We start from the raw sequence: 12,247 nt of genomic DNA, 5'->3' as shown, positions 1-12,247 counted from the left end.
ACCGACCGTCCCGCAGTGAAGAACGAGCGTGCGTGCCCAGCGGCACGAACGACCCGCCGGAAAAGGCGACAAAGCCATTCAGTGGCATTGTCCCGGCCGTTCGACCGTCGCGACAGCGTGATCCGCGACAGCCCGCTGTGGACTGCGCCACGTTGCGCGTCCCCGGTTCTGCCGTACCACACCCGCTCCAAAAGGGGCGTGTTTTCCGGACATTGACGAACGAATTTCCGGGCCACCGGTGCAGTGCAGCGATCGGCCAGCCTACCGCGCGCAGTATGACAACAGGATCACGGGGCGCGCTCAGGTAGAACGCCGCTGAGCAGGAACGCGACGTTCCGCTCGGTCTCCGTCCAGGCCCTGGTGTCGAGTCCGACGGACTGCAACAGGGCGCACTCGACGTCGTATCCGTGCTCGGTCAGGTCGCGGCCGATGAGTTCCGCCGCGTCCCGGGTGGCGGCGTGCGCGACGATGCGCTGCGGCCGGCGGTCGGCGACCGCGGAGACCACCGCTGCTCCCCCGCCCCCGACCCGGACGACATCGGGCTCGGGCAGGTTCTCCAGCACGTGCGGGGCGCCGCCGTGCACGATCTGGAGCTGGACCCCGAACCTGCGGGCGGCCGCGTCGCTGCGGACGCAGGCCGCGAGGTCCCGGTCGACGGCGATGACGGCGGCGCCGGCCCGGGCGGCCTCGGTGGCGAACGCGCCGCTGCCGCAGCCGATGTCCCAGACCAGGTCGCCCACCCGGGGCCCCAGCCGGGCGAGTTGGGCGGCCCGCAGCAGATCCGTCTCCCCTTCGCCGAGCGGGGTTCCGTCGCCGTACTCGGCATCGGGCTGCACCCAGCCGCGCGGGCCCGCCGACGGGTCCCGGCCGGCGATCCAGCCGCCCTCGCCCGTCGGCACCGGTCCGGCCGAGCCGCCGATGACGATGACGACGTTGGGGTCGCGCCAGGTGTGGTCGGCGGCCTTGTCGGAGGTGACGACGGAGACCTGCTCGCGTTCGGTGCCGAGTTCCTCGCAGATCACGAAGGTGCGGTGCACGCCCTCCATCAGCAGCCCGAGTTCGGCGGGGCCGGCGCCCGGTGAGGTGAGGACGGCGACCTTGGTGTGGGCACGGCACACGTTCACCGCGCGGCGCAGGGTGCGCCGGTGGGCGACGACCACCTCGGCGTCGTCCCAGGGCATGCCGGCGCGGGCGAAGGCGGTGGCCACCGAGGAGACGGCGGGCACGACCTCGACCTCCAGGCCGAACTCGGGTGCGCGCAGGGTCCGTACGACGCCGAAGAAGCCGGGGTCGCCGTCGGCGAGCACCACGGCGGTGCCGCGGTGGCCGGCGATGCGGCGGGCGGCGAGGGCGACGCTGCCGAGGCGGATGCGTTCGGCTCGGGGCGGCACTTCGGGGAGCGCCAGATGGTGGGCCGCGCCCGCGACGAGCGTGGCGGCGCCGAGCGCGCCGCGTGCCGCGGCGGTCAGGGGCGAGCCGTCCCAGCCGATCACCGTGACCCGGTCGGCCATCGTCGTCAGTCTCCAGAGCTTTCGCAGGTCGTCGTCGGGGTCGGGGCCCAGAGGGCGGGCTCCGTGAGAGTACCTGGTGGAGTTGTCCGGCGGGTGCCGGGGCGAGTCCCGTCGCCGTCAGTTCCAGGAGGTGAAGCCGTCGCCGTCGGCGAGTTCCCCGCCCGCGCCCTCCAGATCCTCCGGAAGGAGGCTCCACACGATGTAGTCGGTGCGCATGTCCGCCCAAGTGCCGTCCTCGGTGCGGACGTGGACTATGCAGGCGTTGCGCAGCACGCCCTCGCTGATACAGCCGATCTTCTGGGCCACCTGCTGGGCGGCGGTGTTGTCGGCGGCGGTGCGCAGCTCGATGCGTTCGAACTTCTGGTCGCCGAAGAGCCACTGGGCGGCGGCCAGCGCGGCCTCGGAGGCATAGCCCTCACCGCGCGCCCAGGGGGCGATGATGTACGACAAGTCGGCTGACCGGATACGCCAGTCGGCCTTGGCGAGCCGGATGACGCCGACCAGGCGCTGGGTGAGGAACTCGGTGACCGCGAGGTCGAGTCCGCGCCCGGCGAGCCGCGCGGCCGGCGCGTACTCGGTGATCCAGCGCCGGGCGCTGTCCTCGCCGTACGGCTGGGGGACGCCGGTCCAGGCCCCCACCTGCTCGTCGTTCATCATCTCGGCCAGTGCGGGCACGTCGTCCTCGTCGAGGGCACGCAGCACCAACCGCTCCGTGCTGATGGAGATGTTGGGGAAGGTGCTAGTCATGCGCCGCTCCGTAACCTTCGGAAATCCTTCAGGCCCAAACCTGCCGGGCCTGCGAACTGCCCAGCATGCAGCATGAAACCACCGAACCGCACGACGGGGTCCACCCGTGGTGACCGAGTGGACCCCGTGCGTGGCGATACGCCGTATACGTGCCGCCGGGAGAGCGGGTGGCGAGGACGGTCAGAAGGACGGGATGACCGAGCCCTGGTACTTGTCCTCGATGAACTTCTTGACCTCGGGCGAGGTGAGGAGCTTGGCGAGCTTCGTCACCCGCGGGTCCTTCTCGTTGCCCTTCTTCACCGCGAGGAAGTTGCCGTAGGGGCTGTTCTTCGCGGACTCCAGGACGAGGGCGTCCTTGGCGGGCTTGATGCCGGCCGAGATGGCGTAGTTGCCGTTGATCACCGCGGCGTCCACGTCGTCCAGGGAGCGCGCGGTCTGGGCCGCCTCGACCTCCTTGAACTTGAGGTTCTTGGGGTTCTTGGCGATGTCCTGCGGGGTCGCCTCGCTGCCGGCGCCGTCCTTGAGGGTGATGAGCCCGTTGGCGGCCAGCAGCTTGAGGGCGCGGGCCTCGTTCACCGCGTCGTTGGGGACGGCGATCGTCGCACCGCTCTTCAGCGCGTCGGCGCTCTTGACCTTGTGGGAGTAGAGGCCGAGCGGCTCCAGGTGCACCGTGACGACGGGCACGATGTGGGTGCCGCGCTTCTTGTTGAAGTCGTCGAGGTACGGCTTGTTCTGGAAGTAGTTGGCGTCCACCGAGCCGTCCTCGGTCGCCGTGTTCGGCGTGATGTAGTCGGTGAACTCCTTGACCTCCAGGTCGAGTCCGGCCTTCTTCGCCAGGTTGTCCTTGATGTAGTCGAGGATCTCGGCGTGCGGGGTCGGGCTCGCGGCGACGACCAGCGGTCCGCTGTAGTCGGAGGAGCCGGAGGCGGAGTCCTTGTCCGAGCCGCAGGCGGTGAGCCCGATGGTGAGGGCCCCTGCGGTGAGGACGGCGGCGGTGAGCTTTGCGGTGTTACGCACGAAAAGTGCCTTTCCTTAAGGGTGGAGCGACCCCGCGGTTGGTGGTGCGGGGAAATTTGAGGGGGGGTGCCGGGGCGGGTGCCGTGGCTCAGCCGGTCTTGCCGGTGGCCGTGGACGCCCTCAGCAGGCGCAGTTTCGGCGCGGCACCGGACCGGCCGCCGCGGCGGTGCAGGGAGCGGGCCGCGTAGTCGCCGGCGAACTGGATGACCGAGATGACGACGGCGAGGATGGCGACCGTGATCCACATCAGTTCGGTCTCGAACCGCTGGTAGCCGTAGCGGATGGCGATGTCGCCGAGGCCGCCGGCGCCGACCGTGCCGGCCATGGCGGAGTAGCCGATGAGCGCGACGATCGTGGTCGTGGTGGAGGAGATGAGCGAGGGCAGCGACTCGGGTACGAGGACCTTGCGTACGACGGTCCAGGTGTTGCCGCCCATCGACTGCACGGCCTCGACCAGTCCGCCGTCCACTTCGCGGACAGCCGTCTCGACGAGGCGGGCGAAGAAGGGGATGGCGCCGATCGCGAGCGGCACGATGGCGGCCTCGCGGCCGATGGTGGTCCCGGTGATCCAGCGGGTGAAGTTCATCAGCGCGACCATCAGGATGATGAACGGCATCGAGCGTGCGACGTTCACGATCTGCCCGATGACCCTGTTGGCCAGCACGTTCTGGAGCAGGCCGCCCCGGTCGGTGAGGACGAGCAGGACGCCGAGCGGAAGGCCACCCACGACGGCGATCAGCGTGGACCAGCCGACCATGTAGAGCGTGTCCCAACACGCCTGGGACAGCAGCGGCTGCATCTCGGACCAGGTCACTGGGCACCGTCCTTCACCAGCAGGGCCTCCCGGCCCAGTACGTCGATCTGGAGACCCTGCTCGCGCAGGAAGCCGATGGGCACCACGTTGTCCTCGTAGCGGCCGGGCAGTTCGATGCGCATCCGGCCGATCTGGAGGCCGCCGACGGTGTCGATGGCGGCGCCGAGGATCGATATGTCGATGTTGTAGGTGCGGGAGAGCTGGGAGATGACCGGCTGGGTGGCGGCCTCGCCGTGGAAGGTGACGTCGAGGACGGTGCGGTCGTCGCCGGAGGCCTCGCCGCCGACCGGGAAGAGCGCGGCGGCCAGTTCGGAGCCCGGGGTGGCGAGCAGCTCGCTGACGGTGCCGTGTTCGACGATCCGCCCCTTCTCCATCAGCGCGGCCGAGTCGCAGATCGTCTTGACGACGTCCATCTCGTGCGTGATGAGCAGGACGGTCAGGCCCAGCTGCCGGTTCAGGTCGCGCAGCAGCTGGAGGATGGAGCGGGTGGTCTCCGGGTCGAGGGCGCTGGTGGCCTCGTCGGAGAGCAGCACCTTGGGGTCGCCGGCCAGGGCGCGGGCGATGCCGACGCGCTGCTTCTGGCCGCCGGAGAGCTGGGCCGGGTAGGCCTTCGCCTTGTCGGCGAGCCCGACCAGGTCGAGCAGCTCAAGCGCCTTGCGGGAACGTTCCTTCCCTGACTTTCCGAGGATTTCCAGCGGCAGCTCGACGTTGTCCTGGACGGTCCGGGAGGACAGCAGGTTGAAGTGCTGGAAGACCATGCCGATACGGCTGCGCGCCTGCCGCAGCTCCTTGCCGGCCCGGGGGCCGCGCCCGGCGAGGGCGGTGAGGTCCCGTCCGTCGACCGTCACGGTGCCGGTGGTGGGGCGCTCCAGCAGGTTGACGCAGCGGATGAGCGAGGACTTGCCGGCGCCGGACTGGCCGATGACGCCGTACACCTCGCCCTCGCGGACATGCAGATCGACGCCGTCGAGGGCGGTGACCTCGCGGCCGCGCGAGCGGTAGACCTTGGTCAGGCCCGTGGTGGTGATCACGTGGGTTTCCGTCACTGTCGAGTGCGCGGGCGTGGGTGTGCCCGGGCGCACGGGTGCGTTCGTTCAGGGACGCGGCACGGTCCTCGCAGGGGCGCTGAACCGGGGAGAACATGTGCGCGGGGGGGGCGGCTCGTGTCACGTACGGGCGTCGTGGCGTCGTACGGACATGCCACCGGTCTCGCTTCGGGGCGCGAGCTCTGGGGTGGTGCGGGGGCCCTCTAGAAGGCGCACATTCGACACATACAACGAGCACCGGGCGTCATGGGCGCCTCGGTCGCAGGGGTGCGGTCGCTCGTCGTGGTCATGCGATCAGTAAACCAGACCTACGGTCCTGACAGGCCGCCGCTGTCCGCATGGTGGACGGCGGCGGACGCCTTTCAGCCGCGGCGCGATATCTCGATTGCGTGGTCGGTGACCAGTGCGGACAAGGCCGAGAGGTCCTCCACCACGAGGTCCGCGTCCAGCTCGTGCGCCTGGTGGGTTGTGGCCAACGCCACGGTGGTCATACCGGCCGCGCGGCCCGCCTGGAGTCCGGCGGGGGCGTCCTCGAAGACCACGCAGTGCGCCGGGTCGACGCCCAGCTGGCGGGCGGCGAGGAGGTAGGGCTCGGGGTCGGGCTTGCCGCGGGTGATGTCGTCCGCGCAGACCAGCGTCTTCGGCCGGATCCCGACCGCTTCCAGGCGGGCCTCGGCCAGGCGGCGGGTGGCGGAGGTGACGACGGCCCAGCGGTCGGCGGGCACGGCGGCGAGGAAGGCGGCGGTGCCGGGGAGCAGGTGGACGCCGTCGTCGGGGACGTCCTCCACCTCCAGTTGTTCGACCCGGGCGACCGCCTCCGGCACGAGGTCCGCGGGGAGCAGGTCGGCGACGATGTCCGCGGCGGGCCGTCCGTGCAGTTCGACTCGGGCGAACTCCTCGGTGACGCCGTACTCCGCCGCCCAGCGGGTCCAGCAGCGCTCGACCGATTCGAGAGAGGAGACCAGGGTGCCGTCGTTGTCGAACAGGAGGGCTTGTGCGTGGATCGTCATGGTCTCGACCCTACGGTGTACGGCAGGGGCGACGGCATCGGGCCGTTTCGGCCGTAATAAGGTCACCGCATGCTCAATGCCCTGCTGACGGTGACCGGAGTCGCCGCGCTGCTGCTCGCCGCGTGGTGCGGCTGGGCGGCGTACCGGGACCAGCCGACGAAGGACTGGCACTTCATCGGGATGGCCGTGGTGTCGGTGCTGGCGCTGATCCAGCTGATCGCCGGGATCGTGCTGCTGGCGCGGGGCGAGAAGCCGGACCAGGGTACGACGATCTTCGTCGCCTATCTGCTGGGTGCGTTCGCGTGTGTGCCGGCCGCGGGGTTCATGTCGCTCGCCGAGCGGACGCGGTGGGGTTCCATGACGGTCGCCGCGGGCGGTGTGGTGCTGGCCGTGCTGGAGGTGCGGCTCTATGACATCTGGGGAGGGTGAGATGACGGCCGTGGAAGAGAGGCCGAAGCGGCTGACGAGTGGGCCGGGGACGCTGCTGGTGTGGTTCTACGGCGTGATGGTCGTCGGGGCCGTGTCGCGATCCGCGTACCAGATCGCGACCGAGTTCGACCGGGCGCCGCTCGCGTACTCGTTGTCCGCCGTTGCCGGGGTGGTGTACGCGTTCATCACGTACACGCTGGTGCGGGGCGGCGACACGGCCCGCAGGGTGGCGCAGGTGTGCTGCGCCGCCGAGCTTGCGGGGGTGTTGGTCGTGGGTACGTGGACCCTCGTCGACTCCTCCGCCTTCCCGGACGCGACCGTGTGGTCGGACTACGGGATGGGGTACGTGTTCATTCCGGTGCTGTTGCCGATTTCCGCCTTGTACTGGTTGCGGAAGGGCGCCCAGCGGGGAGCGGCTTGAGGAACGTGCGCGACTGACGGTGCGTTGTGGCTGGTCGCGCAGTTCCCCGCGCCCCTGACGGGGCGCTTCAGCCAAGGGGGCTGAAAAGTCACGCCGTTGTTGCGTAAGTGCTCACCGGCTTTTCCAGGACGATCATGGGGACGCCGTCTGCGCCCTTTGAGGTGCCTACCGTTTCGTAGCCGACGCGGCGGTACAGGCGGAGGTTGCCCTCGCTGCGGTGGCCCGTGAAGAGGCGGAACTTCTTGGCGCCGCGTTCCTCGGCCAGCGCCGACTCGGCCGCGCGGAGCAGCCTCGCGCCGATGCCGTGGCCCTGGAGGCGGGGGTGGACGCAGAGCTTGCCGATGGCGGCGGCGCCGTCCTCGGTGACCGAGCCGCGGACCGAGCCGACGACCTCCTCGCCGAGGCGGGCGACGAAGACGCAGTCGGCGGCGAGCTCCTGACGGACCGAGTCGAGGCTCTGGACGAGCGGGTCGATGCGGTAGTTGCCGTACAGCGCAGCTTCGCTCTGGAAGCACAGGTACTGGAGCCTGAAGATCTGCTCTGCATCCTGCTCGGTCGCCACCGAGATGGTCACGCTCATGCCCATGTGCGCACGCCTCCCGCTCACCTGATCGCCTGTCGTTCTCACTCCTATCCCCGTGCTTCGCGGGGCGCAACCTCCGGCGTCAACAATCGGCGCAGACAACCCAGACATCTGGAACGTTCCGGGCCGAGACTTCCCTGTGAGATACCCAACTCCCCCGCGATCTCCCGGTATGTCAGGTCTTTCGGGGACAGCAGGGCCTGGAGGAGGCGCGGGCAGCGGCCGGGCAGCCGGGCCACGGCCTCGCGCAGGGCGCGGTGGCGGGCGGTGGTGAGGACGCGCTGTTCGGGGGTGGGGGTGACGGGGTCGGCGGGGTCGGCGGGGTACGGGTGTTCCCGGCGGGCGGTACGTCGGGTGCGGCGGGACTCGGCTCGGACGGCCCTGCGCAGCCAGTCCTCGGGGGCCCGGGGCGGACCGTGGGTCTCCAGGCGCTCCAGGAGGCGGAGCCAGACGGTCTGCTCCAGGTCGCGGGGATCGCCGCCGCAGCCATGTGCCTCGGCGGCGGCCTCGGCGGTGAGCAGCGGGCGCAGGGCGGTGACCAGGTCGTTCGTCATATGCGGAACGACGCGGCCGCCCCGGCCCAGGTTGCCGGGGCGGCCGCGAGACACCCCGAACGGGGTGCGGGGGCTCAGCCGTTGACGAAGTCGGCGCGGGCCAGCAGGGCGGTGTCGGCATTGTCGGTGAAGACGCCGTCGATGCCCGTCTCGAAGTACTTCTGGAAGACCGGGAAGACGTTGCCGTAGGCGTCCGCGTCGCGGCCGATGCGGTAGGCCGGCGGCAGGAAGGGGTTCTCGTTGCGCATGGTGTAGGGGTGCAGGATCAGGCCCACCTTGTGCGCGTCCGCGACCAGCGTGCTCGGTGTGGTGAAGTCGCCGTTGGCGTCCTTCGGGATGATCAGGTCGACGGTCGGGCCGATGCCCTGCGCGTAACCGGCTATCTCCCGCAGGCCCTTCGGCGTGATCAGGTCGGCGACCGTGCGCGGGTCGCCGGTCGCGACGAAGTCGTAGGGCTGCGTGTTGGCGGCGGAGAGCAGCACGACCAGCGGGTTGTCGATCAGCTTGTTGAGGCGCTGGATGCTGGTCGGCTCGAAGGACTGGACGATGACCGGCGAGTTCCGCTTGTCCTTGCCGTGCTTGCGCAGCAGCTTGGCGATCCGCTCCTCGACGCCGAGGCCGAGCCTGCGGAAGTAGGTGGGGTGCTTGGCCTCCGGGTAGATCCAGACCTGCTTGCCGCGCTTGCGGGTCTGCTCGTCCTGCCACTTGAGGACTTCCTCGAAGGTGGGGATCTCCCAGCGGCCGTTGTAGAGCGTGTTGTGCGGGCGGTTGGCCGGGATGCGCTCGATCGCGCGCAGCGTCTTCAGCTCGGCGAGCGTGAAGTCCTCGGTGAACCAGCCGGTGGTGGGCACGCCGTCCAGCGTCTTGGTGGTCTTGCGGTCGGCGAACTCGGGGTGGTCGGCGACGTTCGTGGTGCCGCCGATCTCCGGCTCGTGACGGCAGACCAGGTGACCGTCCTTGGTGGGGACGAGGTCGCCGGCCTCGACGACGTCGGCGCCGAGGTCCAGGGCCAGGTTGTAGGAGCCGAAGGTGTGCTCCGGGCGGTAGCCGCTGGAGCCCCGGTGGCCGATGATCGTCGGCTTCGGCAGGCTCTTCAGTCCGCCGCCGTGCCCGGCCTGCTTCGCCTCGGCCGCTCTGGCCGTGCCGGGCAGTCCGAGGACCGCGCTGCCCGCGCCGAGCACCGCGGCGCCGAGCAGTGCCCGCCGTCCGGTCGTCCCGTTCAGCTCTGTCCGCTCGTTCGAGTCCTGCGTGTTCATGAGCGCTCTCCTGACCTTCGCCCTTCGATGCCGGCTGATCGTAGGGCTGCGGATGTGACCGAAGGGAGACCACCGACCCAACGTCCGGGTGACGCCGCATGGCTGCTGGACGGCGAGTCATGACGGTCCGTCGGCGACATCCGTCACATCGTCGCGGGCTCGTTACGCCCCGCCCCCGGGACGTCACCGCAGGTAAACCAGCGTCAACAGTACGTAAGACCTCGGTGAACCGGCGGTACTCGATGTGCGCTTCCCACGGAGCCGCGAGTAATGTCCTCACCTGCACAGACTCATACCGCCCCTCGACATCGGAGGACCCGTTGTCCCGCTTCGCGCTCATCAAGGCAGTGCTCGGACCGATCATGCGCCTGATGTTCCGCCCGCAGGTGGAGGGCGTGGAGCAGATCCCCGGGGACGGTCCGGTCATCCTCGCCGGCAACCACCTCACGTTCATCGACTCGATGATCCTGCCGCTCGTGAGCAAGCGGCAGGTGTTCTTCATCGGCAAGGACGAGTACGTCACCGGCAAGGGCGTCAAGGGCCGGCTGATGGCCTGGTTCTTCACCGGCGTCGGCATGATCCCGGTGGACCGGGACGGCGCGAGCGGCGGGGTCGCCGCGCTGATGACCGGCAAGCGGATCCTGGACGAGGGCCGGATCTTCGGGATCTACCCGGAGGGCACCCGCTCCCCCGACGGCCGGCTCTACCGGGGCCGTACCGGCATCGCGCGGCTGACGCTGATGACCGGCGCGCCGGTGGTGCCGTTCGCGATGATCGGCACGGACAAGCTGCAGCCGGGCGGCAAGGGCATCCCGCGGCCCGGCAAGGTCACCGTGCGGTTCGGGGAGGCCATGGAGTTCTCCCGGTACGAGGGCATGGACCGGGACCGCTACGTGCTGCGGGCCGTGACCGACTCGGTGATGGCCGAGGTGATGCGGCTGTCCGGACAGGAGTACGTGGACATGTACGCCACGAAGGCGAAGGCCGCCTGACACTCTTTCGGCGCAAGGGCACGGACCGGTGGTCCGTGCCCTTCTGTCTGCCATCTGCCTGATCCGTCCGGCGTCCGCCTGCCGGTGGAATCTGCCCCGACACATCGGTCATTCGTCCGCATTTACCGACCATATGAGCACACAGCATGTCTTATTTCAGACATGCAGAAACCTTCTCGGCGTACCCTGCTCCGTGCTCCGTTCGCTGCCGCCGGGGCGGGGCTCCTTGCGGCATGTTCCGACTCCGGCTCCGAACCCAGTTCCGGCCCGCAGCACACGGCCGGCACCGCGGCGTTCGTCCCGCAGGGGCCCAGGGGGTTCGTCAACCCGTCGGACCCAGAGGTGCTCGCGGCCGAGCGGAGACGCGGGTCCGGCCCCGTCCGCATGATCGGGTTCACGGCCGCCAGGAGCATGCTGGACCTGGGCGGGCGGTCGGTCCACAGCTGGGCGTACAACGAGTCGGTCCCGGGGCCGCTGGTGCGCGTCACCGCCGGTGACGTCCTCAGCCTGACCCTCTCCAACCAGCTGCCCGAGAAGACCACGCTGCACGCCCACGGGGTACGGCTGCGCTGCGACATGGACGGTGTCCCGGACCTGACCCAGTCCCCCGTCGCGCCGGGAACGGACTTCATCTACCGGTTCGTCGCCGCCCACCCGGGCACGTACCTGCTCCACTCGCACGTCGGCATGCAGCCCGACCGGGCCCTCTACGCGCCGTTCATCGTCGACGACCCGAAGGAGCCGCTCTCCTACGACCAGGAGTGGATCGTCGTCCTGGACGACTGGCTCGACGACATCGACGGCTCCAACCCCGAGCAGGTGCTCGACCAGCTCAAGCCGGGCGGGTCCATGGGGATGGACATGGCCATGGGTCCCGGCCGCGGTACCCCGAGCCCGCACGGGTCGGCGCATGCGCACGCCTCCGCGTCACCGTCGCCCTCGAAGTCCAGGTCCAAGAAGCCGACGGGCCCCGACCGGGTACTGCACAACTCCCACAGCCAGATGCTGCACGGCGAGGGCGGCAACGTCGCCTACCCGCACTACCTGGCCAACGGGCGGCTGCGCACCGACCCCTCCGTCTTCCGCTGCCGCCCCGGCGACCGGGTCCGGATCCGCATCATCAACGCGGGCTCCGAGACGGCCTTCCGGGTCGCGCTCGGGGGCCATGCCATGACCGTCACCCACACCGACGGCTATCCCGTGCAGCACAAGAGGACCGACGCGCTGCTCGTCGGCATGGCCGAGCGGTACGACGTCCTCGTCACCGCCAAGGACGGCGTCTTCCCGCTCGTCGCGCTCGCCGAGGGCAAGAAGGGCAAGGCGGTGGCGATCCTCCGCACCGACAAGGGCAGAAACCTTCCCGCGCCGGATGTGCGTCCTGACGAACTGGACCGCGAGGTCGTGCCGGCGCGGCGGCTGCTGCCGGCCGAGTCCGTCGCCATGGACGACCGGCATCCCGACCGCGACCTGCGGATCAGGATCACGGGGACGATGCAGAGGTATGACTGGGGGTTCGACCACAAGCCGTACGACGTGCGGGAGCGGCATGCGGTGCGGGCCGGTGAGCGGGTGCGGCTGACGCTGGTCAACGCGACCGACATGTGGCATCCGATGCATCTGCACGGGCATACGTTCGCGGTCGGCGGGATCAGCTCGGCGGGGGCGCGCAAGGACACGACGATCGTGTTGCCGCATCGCAAGCTGGTGCTCGACTTCGACGCCGACAACCCCGGGTTGTGGATGCTGCACTGTCACAACCAGTACCACTCGGAGAGCGGGATGATGACGGTGCTGGGCTATAAGAAGTGACGAGTGGGGGGCTTCGGCGGTACTTCGGGCGCGGGTGCGTCGTGGTTGCTCGCGCCCA

General features: G+C 69.9%; 13 protein-coding genes. 4 read left to right on the top strand and 9 right to left on the bottom strand.

Going from position 1 to position 12,247, the window contains the following annotated elements; genetic code table 11:
• Positions 1-287 precede the first annotated feature (287 nt).
• The 6 genes from cbiE to ACWGKQ_RS36990 form a co-directional block, all read right to left on the bottom strand.
• Positions 288-1,511, bottom strand: coding sequence for a precorrin-6y C5,15-methyltransferase (decarboxylating) subunit CbiE (gene cbiE, locus ACWGKQ_RS37015; protein WP_453296430.1), 1,224 nt, complete (start codon positions 1,509-1,511; stop codon positions 288-290).
• 117 nt (positions 1,512-1,628) lie between these two features.
• The gene (locus ACWGKQ_RS37010) at positions 1,629-2,258 is read right to left on the bottom strand and encodes a GNAT family N-acetyltransferase (RefSeq protein WP_453296429.1); all 630 of its coding nucleotides are present in this window, start codon (positions 2,256-2,258) and stop codon (positions 1,629-1,631) included.
• 180 nt (positions 2,259-2,438) lie between these two features.
• Entirely contained in the window at positions 2,439-3,275 is an 837-nt protein-coding gene (locus tag ACWGKQ_RS37005) for a MetQ/NlpA family ABC transporter substrate-binding protein (RefSeq protein ID WP_453296428.1), read from the bottom strand.
• An 88-nt stretch (positions 3,276-3,363) separates the two neighbouring features.
• On the bottom strand, positions 3,364-4,089 hold the full coding sequence (locus ACWGKQ_RS37000) for a methionine ABC transporter permease (protein ID WP_453296427.1): 726 nt from the start codon (positions 4,087-4,089) through the stop codon (positions 3,364-3,366).
• Positions 4,086-5,120 carry a methionine ABC transporter ATP-binding protein gene (locus ACWGKQ_RS36995; RefSeq protein ID WP_453296426.1) on the bottom strand — a complete coding sequence of 345 codons (1,035 nt, stop codon included), beginning with the start codon at positions 5,118-5,120 and terminating at the stop codon, positions 4,086-4,088. Before ACWGKQ_RS36995 ends, ACWGKQ_RS37000 begins: the two co-directional genes overlap by 4 nt.
• A 377-nt stretch (positions 5,121-5,497) precedes the next feature.
• Positions 5,498-6,145 (bottom strand): HAD family hydrolase, encoded by a 648-nt coding sequence (locus tag ACWGKQ_RS36990; RefSeq protein ID WP_453296425.1) that lies wholly within the window; start codon positions 6,143-6,145, stop codon positions 5,498-5,500.
• 69 nt (positions 6,146-6,214) lie between these two features.
• Here ACWGKQ_RS36990 and ACWGKQ_RS36985 point away from each other — a divergent pair, with 69 nt between their 5' ends.
• Positions 6,215-6,574: a hypothetical protein gene (locus ACWGKQ_RS36985; RefSeq protein ID WP_453296424.1), complete on the top strand. Its 360-nt coding sequence runs from the start codon at positions 6,215-6,217 to the stop codon at positions 6,572-6,574.
• Between the two features lies 1 nt (position 6,575).
• Entirely contained in the window at positions 6,576-6,995 is a 420-nt protein-coding gene (locus tag ACWGKQ_RS36980) for a hypothetical protein (protein ID WP_453296423.1), read from the top strand.
• A gap of 88 nt (positions 6,996-7,083) precedes the next feature.
• On the opposite strand, the gene ACWGKQ_RS36975 is transcribed toward ACWGKQ_RS36980, so the two are convergent.
• The 3 genes from ACWGKQ_RS36975 to ACWGKQ_RS36965 all read right to left on the bottom strand — a co-directional run bounded on the left by ACWGKQ_RS36975 (position 7,084) and on the right by ACWGKQ_RS36965 (position 9,388).
• A complete protein-coding gene (locus ACWGKQ_RS36975; RefSeq protein WP_453296422.1) occupies positions 7,084-7,581 on the bottom strand; it encodes a GNAT family N-acetyltransferase in 498 nt (165 codons plus the stop codon).
• Positions 7,582-7,625: 44 nt separating this feature from the next.
• Positions 7,626-8,132, bottom strand: a complete 507-nt coding sequence (locus ACWGKQ_RS36970) for a sigma-70 family RNA polymerase sigma factor (protein WP_453296421.1) — start codon at positions 8,130-8,132, stop codon at positions 7,626-7,628.
• A 74-nt stretch (positions 8,133-8,206) separates the two neighbouring features.
• Positions 8,207-9,388: a glycerophosphodiester phosphodiesterase gene (locus ACWGKQ_RS36965; protein WP_453296420.1), complete on the bottom strand. Its 1,182-nt coding sequence runs from the start codon at positions 9,386-9,388 to the stop codon at positions 8,207-8,209.
• A 320-nt stretch (positions 9,389-9,708) separates the two neighbouring features.
• Between ACWGKQ_RS36965 and ACWGKQ_RS36960 the strand changes: the two genes are divergently transcribed.
• Positions 9,709-10,380, top strand: a complete 672-nt coding sequence (locus ACWGKQ_RS36960; RefSeq protein ID WP_453296419.1) for a lysophospholipid acyltransferase family protein — start codon at positions 9,709-9,711, stop codon at positions 10,378-10,380.
• 162 nt (positions 10,381-10,542) lie between these two features.
• Positions 10,543-12,189: a multicopper oxidase family protein gene (locus ACWGKQ_RS36955; RefSeq protein ID WP_453296418.1), complete on the top strand. Its 1,647-nt coding sequence runs from the start codon at positions 10,543-10,545 to the stop codon at positions 12,187-12,189.
• The last annotated feature ends 58 nt before the right edge of the window (positions 12,190-12,247 follow it).

The organism is Streptomyces sp. NPDC054770 (genome assembly GCF_053611985.1).
The sequence above is the reverse complement of the archived record's forward strand: the minus strand, read 5'-3'. Positions and strand labels throughout refer to the sequence as shown.